Raw genomic sequence first — 26,258 nt, forward strand, 5'->3', positions numbered from 1 at the left:
GGGGTGGGATCATGAAATTAGCGCACGTAAAACTCGGGACTTTGGCTGTTACGCTGCTGTTGAGTGTTCAGAGCGTATTCGCCGCCGCGCAGTTCGAAGGGCCGTTAAAACTAGGCACCACGGCAGCATTCGCACCGCCGCTTGAAGTGGCCGTTGCCGAAGCTAAAAAACAAGGTTTAAACGTTGAGCTTATCGAGTTCAGTGATTGGATCGCGCCCAATGTGAGCCTTGAAAATGGGGATATCGACGTTAATCTTTTCCAGCATAAGCCCTTCTTGGAAAATGCTAATCAGCAAGGCGGCTTACATTTAGTGCCTTATGCGCCCGCGATCATTAATAACGTGGGCCTATATTCGAAAAAATACAGCAAGATTTCCGATCTGCCGGTCGGTGCGAAAGTCGCTATCGCTAACGATCCGATAAACGCCGGACGCGGGTTATTGCTGTTACAGAAAGCGGGATTAATTACGCTGAAGCCTGGCGTGGATTACAAAGCGACTCAAGATGACATCATCAGCAATCCCAAGAAAATTCAGATTATAGAAATTGAAGCCGTGCAATTATCTCGTTCATTCGACGACGTGGACTTAGCTCAGGGCTATCCAAGCTATCTGCGTCAGGCTAATACGGTGGCACCGGAAAGCGCTTTACTCTTTGACGGCATTGACCATCCACAGTACATCATTCAATTCGTGATCCGTGATGGGCATCAGGCCGACCCGAGACTGCGTAAGTTTGTTGATATTTATCAGCACTCTCCGGTTGTCCGCGCCAAACTGGACGCATTTTACGGCAAGCTGTATCAGCCAGGCTGGAGCGCATAACGATGATGAATCTTTCTATGCTTCGCCTATCGGCGCTTCAACTCTCGATGTTCAACACCGCGATGCTGGCAGAAAGCCTGCGGGAGCCAGCGGTGCTAGAACAGCAAGAGATTCGAGAAACCGCAAACACGCCTGAGGTTCCCTACAATCATATTGTGTTAGCGGATCTGAATAAAACCTATGCCAACGGCGTGAATGCGCTTAAAGGCATTAATCTGACAATCCAGCGCGGTGAAATATTTGGCATTATCGGCCGCAGCGGAGCAGGAAAATCATCCCTGATTCGCACGCTAAATCGCTTAGAAAATCCCTCATCGGGAACCGTAGCGGTGAACGGTGTCAATATTGGCGCACTGAATGAAGATGAGCTGGTTGCCTTTCGACGTCGTACTGGCATGATTTTCCAGCACTTCAACTTACTTTCAGCTAAAACCGTGCGTGAAAATATCGAGCTGCCGCTCAAGGTCGCGGGCGTGAGTGCGGCGGCAAGAAAATTAAAGGTCGACAGCCTGCTGAAGTTGGTTGGCTTAGAGGCACGGCATAACGCCTATCCCGCACAGCTTTCAGGAGGACAAAAACAGCGCGTGGGTATTGCTCGAGCCTTGGTGCATGATCCTGAGATTTTGCTGTGTGATGAAGCCACTTCGGCGCTCGATCCTGAAACGACGCATTCTATTCTGGCATTGCTTAAAAGCATCAACCAAACGTTAAAACTCACGATTGTACTGATTACCCATGAGATGGAAGTGATCCGTGAAATCTGCGACCGCGTGGTCGTCCTCGAACATGGCGAAATGATTGAATCCGGCGATGTCTGGCAGGTTTTTGGTGAGCCTCAACATGAGGTCACGCAAACGTTGCTTACGCCGACGAGGCAGAATCTACCGGAAAATATCCAAGCTCAACTACATCCGCACCCCAAATCTGCGCGTGATGCGCTGTTGTTACGGCTCAGCTACAGCGGATTTGAAGCCAGTCGCCCAAACCTCAGCGCGTTGGTGAAGGCCTTAGGCCATGACGTGCAGATTATCAGCAGCTCTCTGGATGTCATCCAACAGCGCACCGTCGGCAGCGTTTTACTGACCGCTATTCCCCAATTTGGCGCAACGGCGTTGATTAACAAAGCGCAAAAAGTCGCTACCCGCGTGGAGGCATTGGGCTATGTCTATCCAGCTTGATCGTTTGTGGCAAGGATTTATCGACACGCTATTGATGGTGGGAGTTTCATCGCTGTTGGCGCTGCTGATTGGCCTTCCTCTGGCTGTTATTTTGGTGGTATGCAGCCGTAACGGGCTCTATGAAGCGCCGCGTATACAGCAGGTATTAGGCTGGTTTGTGAATCTGTTTCGCTCCGTCCCTTTCTTGATTTTGATGGTTGCGCTGATCCCTTTCACGCGGTTAATTGTGGGAACAACCTACGGCGTGTGGGCCGCCGTGGTACCGTTGACCGTGGCCGCAACGCCCTTCTTTGCGCGTATTGCCGAAGTGAGCCTGCGTGAAGTTGATCATGGTCTGGTAGAAGCTGCACAGGCGATGGGATGCAAACGGCTGCACATCATTTGGCACGTCTTGCTGCCCGAGGCATTGCCAGGCATTGTCAGTGGTTTCACCATCACGTTGGTGACCATGATCAACGCTTCCGCCATGGCCGGTGCCATCGGTGCCGGTGGACTGGGTGATTTGGCCTATCGCTACGGCTATCAGCGCTTTGACACACAGGTGATGTTTACCGTGATTGTGGCGCTGGTTGCATTGGTCACCGTGTTGCAGTTTAGCGGTGACAAACTGTCGAAGCGCTTAAATCATCGTTAGATAATTTAAGCTGCGGAAAAGCGGTGATAGCGCTCTTGAAACAGCGTTATCACCGCGCAGCTTAATACTTATTTCAAATTTGATAATCAATAACCGTAGGATCGTCAAACTGCATCACCTGCGTTTTTATTTGCGCTGGGGTTAATGCTGGATTACATAATTCAATGAGCTGCCAGACATAATCACGCTGTATCTGCCCTTTTCTCACCCCAATCCACGCGGTATTTGGCGCAAAAAGAGAGCTCGCATCCAGCGTTACCAACTGCTGATGTTCGCCCTGCTGACACGCCTGCTCTGCAAGTATCCCTACGCCAAACCCCAGTTCGACGTAGGTTTTAACCACGTCCGAATCCTGTGCGCTAAGCACAATATCGGGCGTTAGCCCCGCCGTGCTAAATGCCTGATCGATACGCGATCGCCCCGTGATGCCTTGCCGATAGGTAATTAAAGGAAATTGACTAATGTTTTCCAGCGTAATAGGCAGTTCAACCAACGGATGGGCGCGTGGAACTAAAAGTGCATGTTGCCAGTTAAACCACGGAAAAGCGGCAATGGCTGGCGACTCCGTTAAACTCTCGCTGGCAATACCGATATCCGCATCGCCGTTATGGAGCATGGTGCGAATTTCCTGCGGTGAACCTTGGTTTAGCACTAGGCGCACTTGGGGAAATCGTTGACGAAAGCTTTTCAATACCGGAGGCAAACTGTAACGCGCCTGAGTATGCGTGGTGGCGATAACGAGAATGCCTGACGATTGTTGAGTAAAATCCTCTGCAATGCGTCGAATATTGCTGGCCTCGTCTAACGTTCGTTCAACGACCGTCAGCAGCGCCTTCCCTGGTTCTGTGAGCCCCAAAATGCGCTTGCCATGGCGCACAAAAATTTCCAGCCCCAGCTCATCTTCTAACTCGCGGATATGGCGGCTTACTCCCGACTGGGAGGTATAGAGCATGCTAGCGACTTCGGTAAGGTTGAAATTGCAACGCGCAGACTCGCGGATGATCTTCAGTTGTTGGAAGTTCATGGCCTATCTTTAACCGAGAAAACATCCGCCATTTTTAAAGCGTTTTGCTGTACGGGCCAAATAATCAAAAATGGTCTGATATAGCGTATTGAACTAAGTGAGCTGCACGCTGGTATTTTCTGTTTCTCTTTTGCTCATTTTTGTCGTGAGTTCGCAAAAAAGGAAAAAAATGCCCATTAAGAGAAATTATTTAAACTTCAATTAGGCTGCACTACTGCTATTTCACGATTAGAGACAAATTATTAACCTTCAAGGTTTACATCCTGCGCTCAAAACCGCACCGCCATTGGCTTTCAGCGATGAAACTTCGACTTTATGCGGAAAATTAAATGGTTATTTTCTTTGCTAAAATTTAACACTGAAAATAATTAGCTCACAACATAACAACAAAATCATTCTTATTGAGTGACGCCGTCACATAAAAAGAACTTAATTTCGGTCACATTTCTCAAATTTAGGCCGACTTAATCGTCGAATTATCGTTTGGATCAACAACAGGGTTTATTCTCTACCCTAAAAGATGTTAAAATTGACCAATATCAATATTGCTTGGGCATTACCTATGATTCCGGAAAAGCGCGTCATTCGTCGTATCCAGTCTGGCGGTTGTGCGATCCATTGTCAGGATTGCAGCATTAGTCAGCTGTGCATTCCTTTTACTCTTAATGAGCACGAGCTGGATCAGCTTGACAATATCATTGAGCGTAAAAAACCGATTCAGAAAGGTCAGGCGCTGTTTAAAGCCGGTGACGAGCTGAAATCGCTGTATGCCATTCGCTCCGGAACCATCAAGAGCTACACCATTACCGAACAAGGTGATGAACAGATTACCGCATTCCATCTTGCGGGCGATCTGGTGGGCTTTGATGCTATCGGTACCCAGCAACATCCAAGTTTTGCTCAGGCACTCGAAACCTCCATGGTGTGCGAGATCCCATTCGAAACCTTGGACGATCTTTCTGGTAAAATGCCAAGCCTGCGTCAGCAGATGATGCGTTTGATGAGCGGTGAAATCAAAGGCGATCAGGACATGATCCTGTTGCTGTCGAAGAAAAATGCCGAAGAACGTTTGGCTGCCTTCATCTATAACCTCTCTCGCCGCTTTGCTCAGCGTGGCTTCTCGCCGCGTGAGTTCCGTTTGACCATGACGCGTGGCGACATTGGCAACTATCTGGGCCTGACCGTTGAAACCATCAGCCGCCTGCTGGGTCGTTTCCAGAAAAGTGAAATTTTAAGCGTTAAAGGCAAATACATCACCATTCAAGACGTAGACGCCCTTTCGCTGTTGGCGGGTAACCCTCGCTCAACCAACGAGTAATCCTCAGAACGTCAAGCCGGATCATTATTCTAAAAGCATTTTTTCTGATTAGTTGATCCGGTTCTCTTCCTTCCCCTACTTTGTTTGCCCATCATGGTTTACTCTTAACGAGTAAGACCTATTGTATGGTTTTGTCCTTTGGACGATAAAACAGTGCCATGCGCACATTTTTTGGGTTAGCGAGGAGGCGGTATGGCGAAGTATCAGAATCTTCTGGTGGCTATTGACCCCAATCAGGATGATCAACCGGCGTTACGTCGTGCTGTTTATCTGGTCCAACGAAACGGTGGACGCATCACCGCGTTCCTGTCTATCTATGATTTTTCCTACGAAATGACAACGCTGCTGTCGCCTGATGAGCGCACCTCTATGCGCCAAGGCGTTATCAGTCAGCGCTCGGCGTGGATCAAAGAGCAGTGCCGCTACTATTTAGAAGCTGGCGTGCCGATTGATATCAAGGTGGTTTGGCATAACCGTCCTTTTGAAGCGATTATTCAGGAAGTCATCAGCGGGAAGCACGATTTGCTGCTCAAGATGGCGCATCAGCACGATCGCTTGGAATCCGTTATTTTCACCCCGACCGATTGGCATTTATTACGTAAATGCCCTTGCCCAGTGTGGATGGTCAAAGACCAGCCATGGCCACAGCACGGTACTGCGCTGGTGGCAGTGAATCTGTCGAGCGAAGAGCCCTACCACGACCCGCTAAACATTAAATTAGTGAAGGAGTCGATCGAGCTAGCCGAGCATGTTGACCATACTTCTCTGCACTTGGTCGGAGCCTATCCGGTGACACCGATTAATATCGCCATCGAACTGCCTGACTTTGATCCGAGTATTTATAACGATGCCATTCGCGGGCAGCACTTGCTGGCGATGAAAGCGTTACGGCAGAAGTTTGGGATGAAAGAAGAATGTACGCACGTCGAAAAAGGCCTACCTGAAGAAGTGATTCCTGACGTTGCTGAACATCTGAACGCGGGCGTTGTGGTGCTTGGTACGCTGGGACGAACCGGCATATCCGCAGCATTTATTGGCAATACCGCAGAGCATGTGATCGATCATCTGAAATGTGACCTGCTGGCCATTAAACCTGATGGTTTCCAGTCGCCGGTTGAATTAGATGACGACGATGAACATGATGATGAATAACTAAATCGCTAAACGCTAGATGTAAAAAGGGCCGCAATTGCGGCCCTTGTGTTTTATTACAGGCAATTACAGCGCGCGCAGGATCGCTTCTACGCTGGCTTTCGCATCACCAAACAGCATTTGGGTATTGTCTTTGAAGAACAATGGGTTCTGAACGCCAGCATAGCCGGTGTTCATTGAGCGTTTGAACACGATAACATTCTGCGCTTTCCACACTTCCAACACCGGCATACCGGCGATTGGGCTGCGTGGATCTTCCATTGCCGCTGGGTTTACCGTGTCGTTCGCGCCAATAACCAGAACGGTATCGGTATCTGCAAAGTCGTCGTTTATCTCGTCCATTTCTAGCACGATGTCATACGGGACTTTCGCTTCTGCCAGCAATACGTTCATGTGTCCTGGCAAACGACCGGCAACAGGATGAATACCAAAGCGAACTTTTACGCCCATAGCGCGTAGCTTCGCGGTAATTTCTGCCACCGGATACTGCGCCTGAGCCACGGCCATGCCGTAGCCTGGGGTGATAATCACAGATGAAGAACCTTTCAGCTGTTCAGCCACTTCCTCAGCCGTGGTTTCACGGTACTCGCCCATTTCCTGATCTTCACCCGTTGAAGAGCCATCAGTACCAAAACCACCGGCAATAACGCTGAAGAACGAACGGTTCATCGCCTTACACATGATGTAAGACAGGATGGCACCGGAAGAACCCACCAACGCACCGGTTACGATCAGCAAATCGTTGCTGAGCATGAAGCCCGCAGCCGCTGCGGCCCAACCGGAATAGGAGTTCAGCATAGAAACCACAACCGGCATGTCTGCACCGCCAATTGAGGCCACCAAATGCCAACCAAACGCCAGCGCAATGATTGTCATCAGCAGTACGCACATAACCTGAACGCTGGTGCTACCGGTATTAACGAACCATACCATCAGCAGGAAAGAGACAACCAGCGCAGCCAAGTTCAGCTTATGACGGCTAGGCAACATCAGTGGCTTAGATGAAATCGTGCCACGCAGTTTACCAAATGCAACGATGGAACCGGTGAAGGTGACCGCACCGATGAAGATACCAAGGAACACTTCGGTCAGATGGATGTTTTCCATCACATGTTCCATAGAACCCGGCTGGTGCTCAATAAAGCTGTTAAAGCCGACCAGTACAGCGGCCAAGCCTACGAAGCTGTGCAATACGGCAACCAGCTCTGGCATTTCGGTCATTTCGACTTTCTTCGCCAGATAGACACCAATGGCACCACCGATCACCATGGCAACGATGATCCAACCAACGTTGCTGGAATCAGGGCCAAAGATGGTTGCGATCAACGCAATGGCCATCCCGACCACGCCGAAAATGTTACCCTGCTTGGACGTTTCGTGTTTAGACAGACCCGCCAGACTAAAAATAAACAGGATTGCGGCAACAATGTATGCTGCAGTAACTAATCCTCCAGACATGTGTTACCCCTTAGTTCTTGCGGAACATTTTCAGCATGCGCTGAGTCACGGTGAATCCACCAAAAATGTTAATGCTGGCAATCAGCACGGCGATAAAAGCAAAGAACGTGATCCAGCCGCCGTGGCCAATTTGCAGCACCGCCCCCACCACGATAATCCCTGAAATCGCGTTGGTTACCGACATCAATGGCGTATGCAGTGCGTGACTGACATTCCACACAACGTAATAACCGACCACGCACGAAAGCGCGAAAACGGTAAAGTGCGAAAGAAACTCTTTTGGTGCGACATTCGCCAGCCAACCAAACAGGATAATGGCGACGGCAAGAATGATATATTTTTTGAATGGAGAAGCAGGTTTCTCTGGCTCTTTAGCCGCAACAGGTTCAGCCGCTTTCGCTTTTGGCTGAGCAGAAACCTGAATCGGTGGTGCTGGCCACGTCACTTCACCGGTTTTAACGACGGTAACACCGCGAATAACGGTATCGTCGAAATCAACGTTAAGCGTGCCGTCTTTCTCTTTGCACAACAGTTTTAGCAGGTTTACCAAGTTGGTGGCATAAAGCTGAGAAGACTGGGTTGGCAACCGGCTTGGCAGATCGGTATAGCCAATGATTTTCACGCCATTTGGCGTTTCGGTTACCGTATCCGCAACGGTCAGTTCGCAGTTACCGCCGGTTTGTGCCGCCAAATCGACGATCACGCTGCCCGGTTTCATTGACTCAACCATTTCTTTGGTAATTAAACGCGGAGCCGGTTTACCCGGAATAAGCGCCGTGGTGACGATAATATCCACGTCTTTCGCCTGCGCGGCGAACAGTTCCATCTCGGCCTTTATGAACGCCGGAGACATCACTTTAGCGTAGCCATCGCCGCTGCCGGCTTCTTCCTCGAAGTCTAATTCAAGGAACTCGGCACCCATGCTTTGTACTTGCTCTTTCACTTCGGGACGCGTATCGAAGGCGCGCACTATCGCACCTAAGCTTCCTGCCGCGCCGATTGCAGCCAAACCGGCCACGCCAGCACCGATAACCATCACTTTGGCGGGAGGAACTTTACCAGCGGCGGTGATCTGCCCGGTAAAGAAGCGTCCGAACTCATGCGCGGCTTCAACAATGGCACGGTAACCCGCGATGTTTGCCATGGAGCTCAGGGCGTCGAGGGATTGGGCGCGAGAAATACGCGGCACGGAATCCATCGCCATGACGGTGACCTGACGCTCTGCCAATTTTTGTAGCAGATCTTGGTTTTGTGCAGGCCAAATGAAGCTGATCAAAGTACTGCCCGGATTCATCAGGGCAATTTCTTCATCTTCTGGCGCATTAACTTTTAAAATGACGTCAGACTGCCAAATATCTTCATAACCAACAATTTCGGCTCCAGCCTGCTGGAATGCCGCATCATCGAAGCTCGCTAATTTGCCAGCACCGTTTTCGATCGCCACGGTAAAACCCAATTTTAGTAGCTGCTCTACCGTTTTCGGCGTGGCTGCTACACGGGCTTCATTGGCCAACCGCTCTCTGGGTATACCAATACGCATAATCTTCCCTTTTCACCTGTCAATAAGATGAGCGTCATCCTGAGATAGCGATGACCGTCAGAGCCTTGCAGCTCAGTGTTTGCTATACCTTTTTTACACAGAGTAGAAACTCTTGCTACTTTAGGTATACATAGCTACCTATAACCTACTGAAAATATAACCGATGATCCACTATTCCCATACGTTTGCAGGCCATATTTAATAAAATTTATCGCTTTATGTTCAGGATTAGTAGAAAGATTGTGAAAATGGGTCTTAATATCTTGATTTCACGGTTAAAAGAGTGGGCATATATTAGCCAGATAATTGGCTTGATGCCTTTTAATCATGAACTTGAATGACGCATTAACACAAACTTAACACTTGAGTGTTATTCTGGGCGCTACGCGAATTTCTTTCGCGTAATCTAGAATGAAGCAAAAATGCGATTTGGTAACCATATCACTGAGTACGCATAAATTACTGAGGCATGACAACTTATTACATGTAATAATCTGCCCCATTATTTTTTACATACATTGTCACTACGATAAGTTGAGCATCAGCAGAAACAACTGTTAAAAGACGAAACGGTTCTGCCTGCAATACTCGTCAATGCAAAAAAGGCGTAAAGGATTTTTTATGAAGCTGAAAACCACCATTATTGCATCAGCGTTATTGTCTCTTACTGCGCTGTCTGTTCAGGCTGCACAGGAACTCACACCAGAGAAAGCCTCCGAACTGAAGCCATTTGAACGAGTAACCATCAGCGGGCGCTTTAACGCGATCAACGATGCGGCCAGCGCGGTTTCCCGTCGAGCCGATAGCATGGGCGCTGACTATTTCTATATTCAAGACATTAATAACAGCAATAACGGCGGTAACTGGCGCGTAACGGCGGATGTGTATAAGAAAGATGCCGAAACCGTGAAAGAAACGACAAACTATCGCGAATTCAACGGTGTAAAAGAACTGCCTAAGACTGAAGCTTATCTGCTACAGCCTTATGACACCGTTACCGTCAGTGGTTTCTTCCGCAGCCAGCCTGATGTGACTGACGCAATCAGCCGTGCAGCAGCCAAGAAAGGTGCCGCCTCCTACTTTATCGTTCGCCAGATTGATGCCAACAGCGGCGGCAACCAATATATTACGGCCTACATTTATAAAGCCGACACGCCGAAACGTCAGGTTCAGAGCCCAGATGCAATCCCTGCCGATTCCGACGCGGGTAAAGCCGCATTGGCTGCCGGTGGCGCAGCAGCTGCCAACGTTGAGATCCCAGGCGTAGCTTCATCAGGTACACCAAGCACTGGCGTAGGTCGTTTCTTCGAAACCCAGTCGTCTACCGGTAAGCGCTACACCGTTACGCTGCCAGACGGTACGCAAATTCAGGAAGTGAATAACACTACCGCAGCTCAAATGGTTCCATTTGACTCCGTCACCTTTACCGGTCACTTCAACAGCATGACCGATGTGTCTTCTGAAGTGGCTAAACGCGCCGCGAAGAAAGGTGCGAAGTACTACCACATTACACGTCAGTGGCAGAACAAGAGCGGCGGCAACCTCACCATTAGTGCCGATCTGTTCAAATAATAGTGCTTCACAATGTCGTAAGGGCAGCCATTGGCTGCCCTTTCTTATTTGCGTAATCATTTGCGGACTTGTGATGAAACGTATCTGAGAAAAACATCAGCTAACAATTGCATACTTTTTTGCATAAAACGCATATTCATCCATTGCACCCCCACCCCTCAACTCGTACAATCTGCGCCACTTTTACGGTTTAATGTTTTGCGGATTTGAACGCATAACCGTATTTAAACTAATCACATGTTATCAAACAGTTAATTACACTGGTTTCAGGACTTCGCATTGGATAAAAAACTCGGACTCACCGCCCTAACGGCTCTGGTACTCAGCTCTATGCTAGGGGCTGGCGTTTTTAGTCTGCCGCAAAATATGGCTGCCGTAGCCAGTCCCGCTGCATTGCTAATCGGTTGGACAATTACCGGCGTTGGCATTTTGTTCCTCGCCTTCGCGATGCTGCTACTGACCAGACTTCGCCCTGATTTAGACGGCGGTATTTTTACCTACGCCAAAGAAGGGTTCGGTGAGCTCATCGGTTTTTGCTCGGCTTGGGGATATTGGCTATGCGCGGTGATTGCGAACGTGTCATATCTGGTGATTGTATTTGCCGCCCTGAGTTTCTTCACTGATTCGGCGGGTCATACCGTCTTTGGCGATGGTAATACGTGGCAGGCTATCGTCGGTGAGTCTATTTTGCTTTGGGTCGTTCATTTCCTGATCCTGCGCGGTGTAAAAACGGCAGCGGGCATTAACCTTGCCGCAACGCTGGCTAAGCTGTTGCCGTTGGGTCTGTTTGTGGTTCTCGCCGCGATGGCGTTCAAGCTTGATACCTTTAAGATTGATTTTACCGGCATCAAACTGGGCGTTCCTGTTTGGGAACAGGTAAAAGACACGATGCTCTACACGCTATGGGTATTCATCGGCGTCGAAGGTGCGGTGGTGGTGTCTGCACGCGCTAAGCATAAGAAAGATGTTGGCTTGGCCACCATGCTGGCTGTGATTTCAGCGTTGGTGGTTTATCTGCTTATCACTCTGCTTTCACTGGGTGTGATGCCTCGCGCTGAACTGGCTGAAATCCGCAATCCATCTATGGCCGGTTTGATGGTGAATATGATGGGGCCAATCGGCGAGATTATTATTGCTGCTGGACTGATTGTATCAGTGTGCGGTGCCTATCTGAGCTGGACGATTATGGCCGCGGAAGTACCCTTCCTTGCTTCACAGCAAGGCGCGTTCCCTAAGATTTTCGGTAAGCAGAATAGTAAGGAAGCCCCAGCTTCATCGCTTTGGCTGACCAACGGTGCCGTTCAAGTTACGCTGATTATCATCTGGTTAACGGGGGCGAACTACAACAACCTGCTGACCATCGCTTCAGAGATGATTTTGGTGCCTTATTTCTTAGTCGGCGCGTTCCTATTGAAAGTGGGACGTCAGAAGCAAGACAAACGCATCATGTTTGCCGCCTACGGTGCCTGCGCTTATGGTCTATGGCTGATTTATGCATCCGGCATCACTCATTTACTGATGTCGGTGATGCTGTACGCCCCGGGTCTTCTGGTCTTTATGTTTGCCCGTCGTGGTTTAGAGAGCAAAAAAGATCTGTGTGGAATGGAGCGCATGGGTATCTTCTTGCTACTGCTTGCCACCTTCCCAGCAGCATGGTTTATGTTTGGTTAATAGGCTTGGGTAATCAGTCAGTAGAAACGCATAAAGGTGGCTCAGGCCACCTTTTCTATTTTTGGAACGCTATTTGGTTAGATTATTTTGCCGCAATAACAACGTGTAAACGCTCGTCATCTTGAGTCATGCTAACGGCATTACGACATTCAGCCTTAATCACCTTTAACTGTTCATCTTCGAGCGCATAAGGCAGCTGGATATCAAGCTCCTGCAACCCTTGGCTTTTCACCAGTTCAATCAGGCGGATAATATTGGTTTCATCGCTGACCTGTGTAGAGAGCACCTGCATAGCAAGCTGGCGGATCTGCACATTAAGGTTTTCAATCGATTTAAATTCTGAGCAGCGAGTCTGGGAACGCGTCACCATACCAAACAACGGCATGACGCCGTAGATTGCGTCTAAGAAACTCCAGTGCTTGTCACAGGAGGCTGACAGAAACCGTGTGTAATCAAAACAGAGTGTTTCTCTATCACCAACGGTCGAATGAATACCGGACATTTCCTTAGCCTCCCCTCTATAAGACAGCGACACATACGCACAAATAATAATTTAATGATTAGAAACGCAGACGTAATCGGTCACATTTATATTTTAACGTCAAAACCATAATGGCATTTTCTGAAATAGAAAACCATACGCAAAATGAAACTTAATATAATTAATATAAATATCATCATCGCCGTTTCATTATTTTATCGTCTCATTAAAAAATTAACTTAATTGTTAATTTGATTTTACATTATTAACACTTAATATATTACCTTCATAGTACCAGTGAATTGCGGATGTTATGGGTAACGCTGACAGCCCTTCTCCGAGCTGCACTGGGCGCTGGCTGCCCTTAGCCGCACTCCACTGCCCTGTTGCGTTTCTTTTTTTATAACGTGAAGTAACTACTCAGGGGATAAAATAAATTTTAAGCTCAGCGATTTTATTCAATCTAATAAAACGTTTCTTTTAATTCATCTAACTTATATTTAAGTGACGCTATACTCATCCGTCAGAATATTTTTTAAAAGTGGATATCACTAGATTCAATACCTAATGACTTCGTTCTATAAATTCTAAATCCGGATGTACAGTATTTTATTTTTGGCGGGGAATTAATCCAAATTAACTTTTTCGCAACAATGCCTCAAGCCATTCAGCAAATGCGCGTACTTTTCTTGAAAGGTGGCGGTGTGGATAAAGTAGCGACAACTTGCGGTGCGGGACTGGATAATTAGGCAACACCTCGACCAGTCGCCCACTGTCGAGATAAGGCTGTAGAAAAAAGCGCATGCCCTGTAAAAGCCCTAAGCCAGCAAGGCCTGCAACGATGTAGGCTTCAGAATTATCCATGACCAGTTTACCCGGCGGGTGAATTTCTGTCGTTCCTGTCTCTGTTTTGAATATCCACGGCATTGACTGACGACTACTGCTATTCACCCAGTTAACGGCCTGATGATGCTGTAGGTCTTCGAGGGTATCTAACCTACCGTGCGCGGCGAGATAGCCAGGGCTGGCGCAGGTGAGCATGTCAATATTGCCCAACGGGCGTGAGATATAGTCGCCATCTTCTAGCTCTCCCATTCGCAAGACGCAGTCCAAACCTTCACGAAGCATATTTCGGCGACGATCGGAGCAGCTGAGAATAATTTCGATATTGGGGTGCATACGATAAAAGTCCGGCAACTTAGGTACTACGCGCAAAGCGGCAAATGAGATCGGCATATCCACGCGTAGCTGTCCAGATAAAGGACGATCTGGCGCAAAGGATTCAAGTAAATCATCCGCCTGCGCCAATAATGGCTTGCTGCGTTGATAAAAATCTTCACCTTCGGGCGTCAGATTTATCTGGCGTGTCGTGCGCTGTAACAGGCGCACGCCGCTGTGCTGCTCTAATTGCTGCAAAGCTTTGGTCACCGCGGGACGGTGAATTTGTAGGTTTTCTGCCGCGCGGGTAAAACTGCCAGACTCAACGATCTCGATAAAAATTTTAATTAATTCAAAAAGATTAATTTGCATAGCACGCTTTATTCACTGTGAGGTCAATCGCGGAACGCGAGTATTGATAGGTTTATTGTTACATATTTAATAATAGTGATGTATCAGTATTGCTATTTTTCTCAACAATAAAACTCACTAGACTTGCCCCACTCTTAAAAACCAGTCTGAAGCGTTCTTCAGAAGGACATTGTGTTATGCAAAATAATCGTATCTGCCAAATCCTAGGTATAGAAAAACCTGTGATTCAGGGGCCGCTATCTTGGCTTACTGACGCCCGTTTAGTTGCGGCGGTCAGCAACGCTGGAGGCCTGGGTGTGTTAGGCCCCAATGCGGGTTTAACGGCTGAAACGGCGGTATCTACGCCGCATGAGACGGCTGAAAAAATGCGTGAAGAGATTAGAAAAACCAAAGCGCTGACTGAAAAACCGTTTGGCGTTAACCTGATCCCCTTACCGGAGAATGACATTTGGACGCCGCCTATCCTGCAGGTTATTAAAGAAGAAGGCGTAAAAGTCGTGGTTTATACCGCGTATGGCGAAGGCGCAGTCATCCCCGCGCTGTTTAACGAATTAAAAGCCGCCGGTATTGCGATCATCTATCGCGACCTCAACCCAACGCCAGAAAATACCCGTATTGCTGAAGCTGCCGGTGCAGATATTATTGTGGCAACCGGTTTTGATGAAGGCGGAACGTTACCCGGCAAAGCCTTAGGCACATTCTCAGTGGTACCGCTCATTGCCGATGCGGTAAAAAACGTGCCTGTTTTGGCGGCTGGCGGCATCACCGATAGCCGAACGGCTAAAGCCGCACACGCCCTTGGCGCTAGCGGCGTCTTTGCCGGTTCAGTATTTATCAGCACCGAGGAAAGCCGTGTTCCCCAGTCGATAAAAGATAAAATTATTCATTCTGACGGATTGGATATGCAGCTTTTCCGCACCCAACCCGCCTACTATCGCTCCCTGCCCGGCAAGCTGACAGAAAAACTGGTGGCGATGGATAAAGCGGGTGCCAGTAACGAAGAGATCGGTAAAGTGATGGGCGGCTTGCGCGGTTTACGAATTGGTATGCTTGAGGGTAATACCGATGAAGGTTATATCTCGCTGGGTACCGGTATCGGCAGTATCCGAGAAGTGAAAAGCGTGGCCGACGTGGTTAATGAATTAACCGTATAGACATATCACCGTTTCCCGCCGTTGATGGCGGGATCGCTGATGCTCTAAAGCAACGCGACTCCCTTATCCAATTAGTCATTCCGATACGTTTCTCTATGTGCTAACAACTGCAACAAGTGGCATAATCTGCGGCAACATTTGTATTATGCCAAAGCCACTAAACATAGGGATCGAATACATGACCAATGCCTACTCCTCCCCCGTATTGATCACTGGAGGTGCCCGCAGAATCGGGCTGGCGTTAGCGCATGCATTGTTGTCACAGGGAACCGCTGTGATTGTGGCCTATCGCAGCGAATATCCTGCGTTAGAAGGATTACGCAACGCGGGTGCGATGTGCATTCAGGGTGATTTTACCCAAACTGACGAAATCTATCGTTTTGCCGAGCAGGTTAAAGCTCACACTCCCAAACTGCGTGCGGTTATTCATAACGCCAGCGCATGGCTCGCCGAATCACCCGAGATAGCACCCGAGCAAACGCTGGCATCCATGCTGCAAATCCATGTTTATACCCCCTATCTTCTTAATCAACTCTTAGAGCCATTGCTGATTGGTCAAGGCGAAGCCGGAGCCGACATTATCCACATTACCGATTATGTGGTGGAACGCGGCAGCGCCAAACATATCGCGTATGCTGCGAGCAAAGCGGCATTGGACAATATGACCCGCTCTTTTGCGGCGAAATTGGCGCCAGAGGTTAAAGTGAATGCGGTGGCTCCCGCGCTAATCATGTTCAATGCAATGGATGATGATGAATATCGTCAAAAGGCGCTCGACAAATCATTGATGAAAATAGCACCGGGTGAGCATGAAATAGTGAATACCATTGAGTTTCTGTTGAACAGCCGGTTCGTCACTGGTCGTACTATTAGCGTGGATGGTGGGCGTCCACTGCGTTAGTTTGCAAACTTATATAAAATCGTTTTACCACGCGAAGGCATAGAAATCGTTATGAACAACATTGTATTTGTTGAAGATGATCAAGAGGTTGGGCAGCTTATTGCGGCATACCTCGGCAAGCACGACCTCGATGTCACCATCGAGCCGCGTGGTGATACGGCAATGGAAACGATTACTCGCCTTAACCCTGATTTGGTTTTGCTGGATATTATGTTGCCTGGCAAAGATGGTATGACGTTATGCCGCGATTTACGCCCCGTGTATAAAGGCCCTATCGTGCTGCTGACCTCACTCGACAGCGATATGAATCACATTTTGTCGCTCGAAATGGGCGCTAACGACTATATTCTGAAAACGACGCCGCCGGCGGTATTGCTGGCGCGTTTGCGTTTGCATTTACGCCAGCATCAACCACAGGCGATAGAAAGCGAAGCGACGCCGGTGAATACCCGTAACGGCATTCATTTTGGCCAACTGCGTATTGACCCAGTGAATCGTCAGGTCACGTTGAAAGATAAGAATATTAACCTCTCCACCTCCGATTTCGATCTGCTGTGGGAACTGGCCACCCACGCAGGCACCATTATGGATCGCGATGCCCTGCTGCTCACCCTACGCGGCGTGAGCTATGACGGCATGGATCGCAGCATCGACGTGGCGATTTCTCGCCTGCGTCGTAAACTAGATGACAACGCAATCGACCCGTTCCGTATTAAAACCGTGCGTAATAAGGGCTACCTGTTTGCGCCGAATGCGTGGGAATAATTTTCAATGAGAAAGCTTTTTGTTCAGTTTTATCTGTTGTTGTTCGTCTGCTTTCTGGTTATGGCCATGCTGGTTGGATTAGTTTATAAGGTTACCGCCGAGCGTGCCGGACGCCAATCAATGGACGATCTGATGAAAAGCTCGCTCTATCTTATCCGCAGCGAACTGCGCGAAATTCCCCCGCGCGATTGGAATAAAACTATTAATAAACTCGATTGGAATCTCTCGTTTAAATTCCATATTGAGCCATTGGGTAAACGTCAGCTCCCTTCTGATTTAGAAAAAAAACTGCGAAATGGCGAGATTGTGGCGTTGGATAGCGAGTATTCATTTATCCAACGCATCCCGCGTAGCCACTACGTTTTAGCCGTTGGCCCGATTCCCTACCTTTTCTATCTGCATGAAATGCGCCTGCTGGATTTGGCTCTGTTGCTGTTTATCGGGCTGTCTTTAGCCCTACCGGTTTTTCTCTGGATGCGCCCTCACTGGCAGGATTTATTGAAACTAGAGAATGCGGCTCAGCGTTTAGGGGAAGGTCATCTTGAAGAGCGAACGCATTTCGAGCCCACGTCGAGCCTGCATCGGCTCGGTGTGGCGTTTAATCAAATGGCCGACAATATCAACACACTCATCATCAGCAAAAAACAGCTGATAGATGGCATCGCCCACGAACTGCGCACGCCGTTGGTTCGTCTGCGCTATCGCTTGGCCATGAGTGAAAATCTGTCTGAATCAGAACAAACGGCGTTAAATCGTGATATCGCGCAGCTCGAAGGGTTGATAGACGAACTGCTGACCTACGCTCGCCTTGACCGCCCTCAGGTGGAAACGAATTTAGAAGCTATCGATCTGCCGAAATGGTTAGCCGAACGCATCGCAGATTTTCAAATGATTCATCCAGAGCATGAAATTATGCTCGATATCCCTCACGTCGGCGATTTTGGCGCGGTCGATCTGCGGCTGATGGAGCGTGTATTAGATAATTTAGTGAACAATGCCCTACGTTACAGCCAGAAAAAACTGCGCATTGGGCTGTGGCTGGATGGCGACGTTGCCTGTTTACAAATTGACGACGATGGCCCAGGGATTCCGCCAGAAGAGCGCGAAAGAGTCTTTGAACCCTTTGTTCGCTTAGATCCCAGCCGCGATCGGGCAACCGGTGGCTGTGGGCTTGGGCTCGCTATTGTGTACAGCATTGCTCAAGCCTACCAAGGCACTATTTCTGCCAGCGGTAGCTCGCTGGGCGGTGCTTCCATGCTATTTACCTGGCCACGCCGTCAGGCTGATACCGTGCCGGTTATCAATACACCAAGTGATAACCGCTTATAATTTTTATTGCCTCTATACCCCAAAATAATTGGCGTTGCCGCGCTTCTAGTTTGAAGGTATGGACGCCATTTGGAGCCTACGATGACAAACGCTTACCAGCATCTTCGCGACACGTTTACTCGCCTGTCTCGCTTCTCGCACCTTTCCGCCATTACCGGTTGGGATATGCAAACACAAATGCCTGCCGGTGGAAGCCAAGCACGAGCAGAAGCCCTCGCCGAACTAAGCGTTCTGATGCACCAAACGTTAACCGCCCCGCAGGTTGCAGACTGGATCGAACAGGCTAAAAGTGAAGATTTGAACCCAGAGCAACAGGCTAACCTCGCTGAAATTGCACGTCGCTATCAGCAGGCCGTGATCTTGCCAGAAAAATTTGTTTCCGCGAAATCATTAGCCGGTATGCAATGCGAGCACGCATGGCGTACTCAGCGTCCGAATAATGATTGGGATGGATTCGTCAAAAACTTTGCTCCGGTGGTGGAGTTAAGCCGAGAAGAAGCGCAAATCCGCGCCGAAAAAACCAATGTCAGCCGCTACGACGCGTTGCTCGACCTCTATGAACCGGGCATGACCAGCGCGCGCCTCGATACGATTTTTGCTGACGTAAAAAGCTGGCTGCCAGATTTACTAAAAAATATCGTCGAAAAACAGAAAACGGAATCCACACTCGCCGCGCAGGGCCCTTTTGCGATTGATAAACAGCGCGCTCTGGGTATAGAAATCATGCAGGTACTCGGCTTTGATTTTAATCACGGCCGATTAGACGTGAGTGCTCATCCCTTCTGCGGCGGCGTACCTGAAGATGTGCGTATTACCACACGCTATACCGAAGATGATTTTCTGAGCGCATTGCTGGGCATCGTGCATGAAACAGGCCATGCCCGATATGAGCAAAACTTGCCAAAACAGTGGGCCGGACAACCGATTGGTGAAGCACGCTCAACGGCAATTCATGAATCCCAAAGCTTATTTTTTGAAATGCAGCTGGCGCGCAGCGAGCCGTTCCTTGAGTTTTTACGTCCCTATGTGCAAAAAGCGTTCGGCGATCAACCCGCTTTTGAACAAGGTAACTTCCTGCGCATGAACCAGCGCGTTGAAGCCGGTTTTATTCGTATCGATGCCGATGAGGTTAGCTACCCTGCTCATGTCATTTTGCGTTATGAAATTGAGCGCGCGCTGGTTGAGGGCGAGATTGAGGTGCAACATATTCCAGATCTGTGGAATGAAAAAATGCAGTCTTACCTCGGTTTAAATACACAGGGTAATTTCCGTGATGGTTGTATGCAGGATATCCATTGGACCGACGGTGCCTTTGGTTATTTCCCTACGTATACTCTCGGTGCGATGTATGCCGCTCAGCTGTTCGCCTCAGCAAAAAATGCCCTGCCAGACCTTGACCAACAAATCTTGCGCGGCGATCTGTCTGCGCTTTCCGGTTGGTTACGCCAAAATATCTGGCAGCATGGCTCACGTTTCGATACTGATACGCTGATTCAAAATGCCAGCGGAGAAACACTCAACCCAAGCTTCTTCCGTCGTCATTTAGAACAGCGCTATTTAGGCTAACGCCTCACGCCCCTCAAAATCACTTGTTCCTGAGGGGCTTTTCATTTTGCTTGGCTTCTTCGTACATATTCCATTTAACGTAATAACTGCACTGTCGTTTCATGTAACATATAGTCAAAACACACAATGTATGTTGTAACTAAATTGATGTGTAATTAAACCGGAGACTTGCTCCGGCCTATTTTCACGCTTTGACGACTTCGAACATCATGATATCGCTGGTAAATGAGCTATCGGGCTGTACTTCAAAATGTTGTTTAACCTCTTCAGAAGCGCTTTCCTGTATCATTCGAATCGCGGTAACCAGCGGCTCGGGGGTACGCATGCGGCTAATCCAACTAGCAAACTCAAGATGTAGACGGTCTGACGTGACGGTTTGGATTTGCAGCCCCGCTTCGGTGAAAAACGTTAACCACTCGCCCGGCGCATAATCACGCACGTGAGACGTATCGCGCAGAATCTCCACCGTTTGCAGATGTACATCTAAAATGGAGTGACCCGGCGACACCACGTCCATAAAGATCGCCCTTCCCCCTGGTTTTAGCACGCGCTTGACCTCGCGTAATGCCTTACCAACATCGTACCAGTGATGCGCCGAATAACGGCTGATAACAATATCGAAGGATTCATTCTCGAACGGCAGCGATTCAGCAACGCCCTGCGCGGTGCTCAGATTGGTTAATCCTTTATCGCTTGCCGCCTGTTTGACTACCGCGAGCATTTTTTCTGAGAGATCGTAAGCCACAACGTCGTTAACTTGAGCTGCCACGGCAAAACTAGCATGACCGGCTCCGCAACCGAGATCGAGAACGCTCGCAAAGTCTTCACCGCTGAGCAGATGCGCAAGGCGTTTTAAATCGTTGCCCTGCGCATGTACCGCACTGCTGAGATAAGCGTTAGCCTGATCGGCAAATTGACGATCGACGGCATTATGATGACTCTGCTGACTGCTCATGCACTCTCCTGCTGTTCATGGGGTAATTAGGCATTTTTTCCACTATAGTCAGGCGTCTAGGGTGATTCAATAGCGAACTATTGAATTATTTTCATCCAGAGTACAAAGCGTTACATGCCGAAACCAATCACTCACAGCCGTTATAAACGCTATCCACTAAGATTAATCATCTATTGAATTTGAGAATAATTCAGCCGCACACACCGTTAAGAACATAGGTTTCAGCGGCCACGAAGGGTTCGGAGATGGCATATGTTTCGACGCTATGGTTTTGAACTTCTTCTGATATCCCTGATCCTGTGCGGAATCATCACGGCATGCTTCTATTTGTAGACGGGCATGCATGAAAAAAACTGAATTTCACTTCTGTTACGCAAATATTTCTCGCCGTAATCAATCATTTGGTTAAACTACAGAGTAAATGGATGACTGCAATTAGGTTCCGCTCTATGCGATTACTACGTACCGTTACGTTATGCGCTCCGGTTTTATATTGTGCCATTACCGCCCAACCTGCCGTCGCTGATGATGAGGTTCTGACCCCCGCACAGCAAATTCAGCTTTTCTATGGCAAAGATGACCGCGTCAAAATTACCAATGTGACCCACTCCCCGTGGGATGCTATTGGGCAAATCGAAACCGAGAGCGGAAATTTATGCACCGCCACGTTAATTACGTCACGTCTGGTTCTGACCGCAGGACACTGTTTATTAGCGCCGCCGGGAAAAGTTGATCCTGCGATTGCACTACGTTTTTCCTCACACAATCAGAAATGGCGCTACGAAATTACCCAGCTGCGCACGCTGGTTGACCCAAAATTAGGCAAACGGCTTAAAGCCGACGGCGAGGGATGGATTGTTCCCTCCTCCGCTGCTCAGCAAGATTATGGTTTAGTTGAAATCGAAAGCGATCGGTTACCGGCAATTGAGCCGCTGCCGTTATGGCAAGGTACAAGCAAACAGCTGACGGCGGCATTGAAGGCGAACAAGCGCTTAGTGACGCAGGCCGGATACCCGCAGGATCATCTGGATGATTTGTATAGCCATGAAAATTGCTTGGTGACGGGCTGGGCGCAAACAGGCGTGCTGAGCCATCAGTGTGATACGTTGCCTGGCGACAGCGGATCTCCGCTGCTGATGTCAACCGATACCGGCTGGCGTCTGATCGCGATTCAAAGCTCGGCGCCTGCCGCTGAGAATCGTGATTTAGCCGACAATCGCGCGGTGGCCGTCACCGCGTTCAGTGACGGCCTAAAGCGCCTGATGCAACAAAATGCTAAGCCAGAATCTGATCGATAGCCTGCATGATGCGCTTTTCTGAAATTGGGTACGGTGTACCCAATTGTTGCGCAAAATAACTCACCCGCAGCTCTTCAATCATCCAGCGAATCTCTTTCACTTCAGGCTCGTTGATGCGTGGCGGCGGTAGCTTATTCAGCATCTGCTGCCATGCCTGCTGCACCTGTTCCACTTTCAACATTTGCGCACGATCCCGATGCGGGTCAATCGCCAGTTTCTCTAAGCGTCGTTCAATCGCATGCAGGTAACGTTCTACATCCGGTAAACGTGCCGCGCCCGTTGCGGTTACAAAACCACGATAGATAAGGTTACCTACCTGATTTTTAATATCAGACAGCGCCAACGCCAGTGCTATATCGACTCTTCCCTTGAGGCGCTTATTAATACCGTTCGCCGTTGTTAGGATTTGCTCGACCTGCCGCGCAATAGAAACCACTTCATCGTTAAGCTCCGCGCGCACCTGCTCATGGAGTTGGGTAAATCCTTCTTCACTCCACGCTGGCCCACCGTGTTTGGCGATTAATGAGTCAATTCCACAGGCGATACAGTCATCAATCAAATCCAAAACTTTACCGTAAGGGTTAAAATACAGTCCTAATTTGGCTTTGTTCGGCAATTTTTCATGCAAGTATTTGATTGGAGATGGAATGTTAAGCAGTAATAAGCGGCGTGAACCCTGCCACATGGCCTGCTGCTGCTCCTGCTCGGTTTCAAAAAGACGAATAGCGACGCTATCCTTCTCATCCACCAACGCCGGAAACGCCTTCATCGAGTAGCCGCCACGCTTTTGCTCATAGCTTTGCGGAAGCGAGCCAAAGCTCCAGACATGCAAGCCTTGTTGCTCAAGTCCATCGTCAGCCACTTCGGATAGCGTCTGCTGTACCTGCCCTTTAAGCTCGGTTTTTAACGCCTCCAGCGATTTACCTTCTGCTAACGTTTTCTTTTTGTCGTCAATGACGCGGAACGTCATACGTAAATGGTCGGGAACCTGATCGAGCTGCCACTCTTCGCGTGACACTGTCACGCCGGTCATACGACGCAGTTCTCGTTCCATCGACTCGAGCAGCGGCATCTCAAGCGGTGTCGCCCGCGCCAAGAAAGCCTCGGCATAGTTCGGTGCTGGCACGAAATTGCGTCGAATCGGTTTGGGTAATGACTTAATGAGCGCAATCACCAACTCACGGCGGATCCCCGGAATTTGCCAATCGAAACCTGATTCTTCAATCTGGTTTAGGATCGCCAGTGGAATGTGTACGGTCACCCCATCGGCATCAGTACCCGGCTCAAACTGATAGGAAAGACGCAGCTTGAATGAACCTTGATGCCAGAAATTAGGATAATCGAGTGCGCTCACGCCTTGCGCACCGTCTTTAATCAGCATCGATTTTTCAAAATTGAGCAGCTCAGGCTCTTCGCGGCTGGCTTTTTTCCACCAGCTATCGAAATGACGAGCAGAAACCACATCATGACCAATGCGCTGATCGTAGAAACTAAACAACGTTTCATCATCGACCAAAATGTCGCGGCGACGCGATTTGTGTTCAAGCTCTTCCACTTCTGAGCGCAGGCGCTGATTCGCACGGAAAAAGGCATGACGCGTTTGCCAATCACCTTCCACCAGCGCATGACGAATAAACAGCTCACGACTGACCTGCGGATCGATGCTGCCATAGTTCACCTTACGCGCAGCCACAATCGGCAGCCCGTACAGCGTGACTTTTTCCGTCGCCATCACCGCACCTTGGGCTTTCTCCCAATGCGGTTCACTGTAGCTTTTCTTAATCAGGTGCTGTGCGAGTGGTTCGATCCATTCGGGATCGATACGCGCGGCGATACGCCCCCACAAACGGGAGGTTTCCACTAGCTCTGCCACCATGGTCCATTTTGGTGGTTTCTTGAATAATGCCGAGCCGGGGAAAATCGCAAATCGCGCATTGCGTGCGCCGGTGAACTCCTGTTTATCGGCATCTTTTTGGCCAATATGCGAGAGCAAACCGCTAAGCAACGAGCAGTGAATACCGCGAAAATCACCCGGTACCGAGTTAATCGGAATACGTAGCTCTTTGACGACCTGCCGGAGTTGGGTGTAAATATCCTGCCATTCACGAACGCGCAGATAATTCAGATAATCGGTTTTACACTGGCGGCGGAATTGGTTGGCAGAAAGCTCTTTTTGTTGCTCTTTTAGGTGATCCCACAGGTTCACCAGCGACATAAAATCACTCTCTTTATCAGCAAAGCGACGATGTTTTTCATCAGAGGCCTGCTTCTTCTCACTCGGGCGCTCACGCGGATCTTGAATCGACAGCCCGGCGGTGATGATCATCACTTCTCGTACCGCGCCATGTTTCTGCGACTCCAGCACCATACGCGCCAAGCGGGGATCGATAGGCAGTTGAGCCAGCTGACGGCCCATAGGCGTCAGTTGCTGGTGCCCCTGCTCAGAGGTAGTTACCGCGCCAAGCTCTTCTAGCAGACGAACGCCGTCAAGAATATTGCGTTTATCCGGTGCTTCCACAAACGGGAAAGCCGCGATATCGCCGAGTCCCAGCGACGTCATTTGTAGAATGACCGAGGCTAAGTTAGTGCGAAGAATTTCTGGATCGGTAAATTCTGGCCGTGAAAGGAAATCTTGTTCGCTGTATAGCCGAATACAGATACCTTCAGAAACACGGCCACAGCGGCCTTTGCGCTGATTCGCCGAAGCTTGAGAAATAGGTTCAATCGGCAAGCGCTGAACCTTGGTTCTAAAACTGTAGCGGCTAATACGCGCCGTTCCCGGATCGATAACATATTTTATCCCCGGAACGGTTAGCGACGTTTCTGCCACGTTGGTAGCCAGCACGATGCGGCGTCCGTGATGGCTTTGGAAAACGCGATTTTGTTCACTGGCCGATAAGCGCGCATAGAGCGGCAAAATCTCGGTATGCGGCAAGTTCAGCTTGGTCAGCGCATCGGCCGTATCGCGAATTTCGCGTTCACCGCTCATAAAGATCAGAATGTCACCGGCGCTCTCACGTCCTAGCTCATCAACGGCATCAAAAATGGCCTGAAGCTGGTCGCGGTCTACGTCGTCGGCATCATCAACGACCGGACGATAGCGCACTTCCACCGGATAGGTACGACCTGAGACTTCAATAATCGGTGCGTTATTAAAATGACGAGAGAAGCGCTGAGGATCAATCGTCGCCGACGTAATGATCACTTTCAGATCGGGACGCTTAGGCAAAAGCTGGCGCAGATAGCCGAGGATGAAATCGATATTCAGGCTACGTTCATGCGCCTCATCGATAATCAGCGTGTCATATTGCATCAGCATGCGGTCTTGCTGAATTTCAGCCAGCAAAATACCGTCTGTCATCAGCTTAACTAGCGTGGTATCACTCACCTGATCGTTGAAACGAACTTTATAACCGACTGCTCCACCAAGTGAAGTATCTAGCTCATGAGCGATACGATCGCCGACCGAACGTGCGGCCAAACGACGCGGCTGAGTATGGCCAATCAGCCCTTTAATGCCGCGTCCTAGTTCCAGACAAATTTTCGGTAGCTGGGTGGTTTTCCCCGAGCCAGTTTCACCCGCCACGATAACCACTTGGTTGTCGCGAATAGCGGCGAGGATGTCATCTTTTTTCTGGCTAACCGGTAAACTTTCGGGATAGGTAATTTTAGGACAGGCAGCACGACGCGCTTCAACGCGCTGCATAGCGTTAGCAAGATCGATAGCCAAGGTATCGGCAATAGCCTGTTGGCTCTCGGATTTTTTGACCTTTTTGGCGCCCTGTATGCGGCGCATCAGACGCTGTTTATCGCGCAGCATCAATTCATCAAGCTGCGAGGCGATGGCGCTTAGCGGGGATGTCACAATCAATATTCCTTGAAACGGATGGCGAACAACAGGTGAAAAT

At 49.2% G+C, this 26,258-nt stretch carries 21 protein-coding genes; 14 read left to right on the plus strand and 7 right to left on the minus strand.

Translation table 11 applies throughout. The annotated features are described in order from the left end of the window. Nucleotides 1-11: 11 nt before the first annotated feature. From DSM2777_RS16465 to DSM2777_RS16475, 3 genes are read left to right on the plus strand one after another with little or no spacing between them, the layout of a single operon-like run. The gene (locus tag DSM2777_RS16465) at nt 12-824 is read left to right on the plus strand and encodes a MetQ/NlpA family ABC transporter substrate-binding protein (protein WP_061554580.1); all 813 of its coding nucleotides are present in this window, start codon (nt 12-14) and stop codon (nt 822-824) included. 2 nt (nt 825-826) lie between these two features. Beyond that, complete coding sequence (locus DSM2777_RS16470) at nt 827-2,002, plus strand: methionine ABC transporter ATP-binding protein (protein ID WP_237087786.1); 1,176 nt, start codon at nt 827-829, stop codon at nt 2,000-2,002. Further along, nucleotides 1,986-2,636, plus strand: coding sequence for a methionine ABC transporter permease (locus DSM2777_RS16475; RefSeq protein WP_040044957.1), 651 nt, complete (start codon nt 1,986-1,988; stop codon nt 2,634-2,636). Before DSM2777_RS16470 ends, DSM2777_RS16475 begins: the two co-directional genes overlap by 17 nt. Before the next feature lie 73 nt (nt 2,637-2,709). On the opposite strand, the gene cbl is transcribed toward DSM2777_RS16475, so the two are convergent. Continuing rightward, nucleotides 2,710-3,660 (minus strand): HTH-type transcriptional regulator Cbl, encoded by a 951-nt coding sequence (gene cbl / locus DSM2777_RS16480; RefSeq protein WP_061554581.1) that lies wholly within the window; start codon nt 3,658-3,660, stop codon nt 2,710-2,712. 562 nt (nt 3,661-4,222) lie between these two features. Between cbl and DSM2777_RS16485 the strand changes: the two genes are divergently transcribed. Beyond that, nucleotides 4,223-4,978, plus strand: coding sequence for an FNR family transcription factor (locus DSM2777_RS16485; RefSeq protein ID WP_038502821.1), 756 nt, complete (start codon nt 4,223-4,225; stop codon nt 4,976-4,978). A 192-nt stretch (nt 4,979-5,170) separates the two neighbouring features. Beyond that, nucleotides 5,171-6,130, plus strand: a complete 960-nt coding sequence (uspE, locus tag DSM2777_RS16490) for a universal stress protein UspE (protein ID WP_046459508.1) — start codon at nt 5,171-5,173, stop codon at nt 6,128-6,130. A gap of 66 nt (nt 6,131-6,196) precedes the next feature. Here the strand turns inward: uspE and pntB are convergent, their stop codons facing one another. Both pntB and pntA read right to left on the minus strand, forming a co-directional pair. Beyond that, nucleotides 6,197-7,588: a Re/Si-specific NAD(P)(+) transhydrogenase subunit beta gene (gene pntB / locus DSM2777_RS16495; RefSeq protein ID WP_061554582.1), complete on the minus strand. Its 1,392-nt coding sequence runs from the start codon at nt 7,586-7,588 to the stop codon at nt 6,197-6,199. A 10-nt stretch (nt 7,589-7,598) separates the two neighbouring features. Further along, nucleotides 7,599-9,128 (minus strand): Re/Si-specific NAD(P)(+) transhydrogenase subunit alpha, encoded by a 1,530-nt coding sequence (pntA, locus tag DSM2777_RS16500; RefSeq protein WP_025801338.1) that lies wholly within the window; start codon nt 9,126-9,128, stop codon nt 7,599-7,601. Nucleotides 9,129-9,749: 621 nt separating this feature from the next. Here pntA and ydgH point away from each other — a divergent pair. Both ydgH and DSM2777_RS16510 read left to right on the plus strand, forming a co-directional pair. Continuing rightward, complete coding sequence (gene ydgH, locus DSM2777_RS16505; protein ID WP_061554583.1) at nt 9,750-10,700, plus strand: DUF1471 family protein YdgH; 951 nt, start codon at nt 9,750-9,752, stop codon at nt 10,698-10,700. 279 nt (nt 10,701-10,979) lie between these two features. Next, on the plus strand, nt 10,980-12,371 hold the full coding sequence (locus tag DSM2777_RS16510; RefSeq protein WP_025801336.1) for an amino acid permease: 1,392 nt from the start codon (nt 10,980-10,982) through the stop codon (nt 12,369-12,371). 82 nt (nt 12,372-12,453) lie between these two features. On the opposite strand, the gene DSM2777_RS16515 is transcribed toward DSM2777_RS16510, so the two are convergent. Next, a complete protein-coding gene (locus DSM2777_RS16515; RefSeq protein WP_046459512.1) occupies nt 12,454-12,873 on the minus strand; it encodes a hypothetical protein in 420 nt (139 codons plus the stop codon). A gap of 615 nt (nt 12,874-13,488) precedes the next feature. Next, the gene (locus tag DSM2777_RS16520) at nt 13,489-14,382 is read right to left on the minus strand and encodes a LysR family transcriptional regulator (RefSeq protein WP_061554584.1); all 894 of its coding nucleotides are present in this window, start codon (nt 14,380-14,382) and stop codon (nt 13,489-13,491) included. A gap of 176 nt (nt 14,383-14,558) precedes the next feature. Here DSM2777_RS16520 and DSM2777_RS16525 point away from each other — a divergent pair, with 176 nt between their 5' ends. The 5 genes from DSM2777_RS16525 (at nt 14,559) to DSM2777_RS16545 (ending at nt 20,097) form a co-directional block, all read left to right on the plus strand. Then, entirely contained in the window at nt 14,559-15,536 is a 978-nt protein-coding gene (locus DSM2777_RS16525; RefSeq protein ID WP_061554585.1) for an NAD(P)H-dependent flavin oxidoreductase, read from the plus strand. Between the two features lie 178 nt (nt 15,537-15,714). Further along, complete coding sequence (gene folM, locus DSM2777_RS16530) at nt 15,715-16,437, plus strand: dihydromonapterin reductase (RefSeq protein ID WP_061554586.1); 723 nt, start codon at nt 15,715-15,717, stop codon at nt 16,435-16,437. 51 nt (nt 16,438-16,488) lie between these two features. After that, a complete protein-coding gene (gene rstA / locus DSM2777_RS16535) occupies nt 16,489-17,202 on the plus strand; it encodes a two-component system response regulator RstA (RefSeq protein ID WP_043493189.1) in 714 nt (237 codons plus the stop codon). A gap of 6 nt (nt 17,203-17,208) precedes the next feature. Next, nucleotides 17,209-18,531 carry a two-component system sensor histidine kinase RstB gene (gene rstB / locus DSM2777_RS16540; protein ID WP_061554587.1) on the plus strand — a complete coding sequence of 441 codons (1,323 nt, stop codon included), beginning with the start codon at nt 17,209-17,211 and terminating at the stop codon, nt 18,529-18,531. Nucleotides 18,532-18,612: 81 nt separating this feature from the next. Continuing rightward, nucleotides 18,613-20,097, plus strand: a complete 1,485-nt coding sequence (locus DSM2777_RS16545) for a carboxypeptidase M32 (protein WP_061554588.1) — start codon at nt 18,613-18,615, stop codon at nt 20,095-20,097. A 184-nt stretch (nt 20,098-20,281) separates the two neighbouring features. Here DSM2777_RS16545 and DSM2777_RS16550 read toward each other — a convergent pair whose 3' ends face one another. Continuing rightward, complete coding sequence (locus DSM2777_RS16550) at nt 20,282-21,052, minus strand: class I SAM-dependent methyltransferase (protein ID WP_061554589.1); 771 nt, start codon at nt 21,050-21,052, stop codon at nt 20,282-20,284. A gap of 252 nt (nt 21,053-21,304) precedes the next feature. Between DSM2777_RS16550 and ydgU the strand changes: the two genes are divergently transcribed. Further along, a complete protein-coding gene (gene ydgU / locus DSM2777_RS25250) occupies nt 21,305-21,385 on the plus strand; it encodes a small membrane protein YdgU (RefSeq protein WP_455550929.1) in 81 nt (26 codons plus the stop codon). Between the two features lie 116 nt (nt 21,386-21,501). Continuing rightward, complete coding sequence (locus tag DSM2777_RS16555) at nt 21,502-22,350, plus strand: trypsin-like serine peptidase (RefSeq protein WP_061554590.1); 849 nt, start codon at nt 21,502-21,504, stop codon at nt 22,348-22,350. On the opposite strand, the gene hrpA is transcribed toward DSM2777_RS16555, so the two are convergent. Next, on the minus strand, nt 22,328-26,215 hold the full coding sequence (gene hrpA / locus DSM2777_RS16560) for an ATP-dependent RNA helicase HrpA (protein ID WP_071889928.1): 3,888 nt from the start codon (nt 26,213-26,215) through the stop codon (nt 22,328-22,330). The two genes, DSM2777_RS16555 and hrpA, sit on opposite strands and share 23 nt — an antisense overlap. Nucleotides 26,216-26,258 lie beyond the last annotated feature (43 nt).

This window comes from Obesumbacterium proteus (assembly GCF_001586165.1).
Lineage (GTDB): Bacteria > Pseudomonadota > Gammaproteobacteria > Enterobacterales > Enterobacteriaceae > Hafnia > Hafnia protea.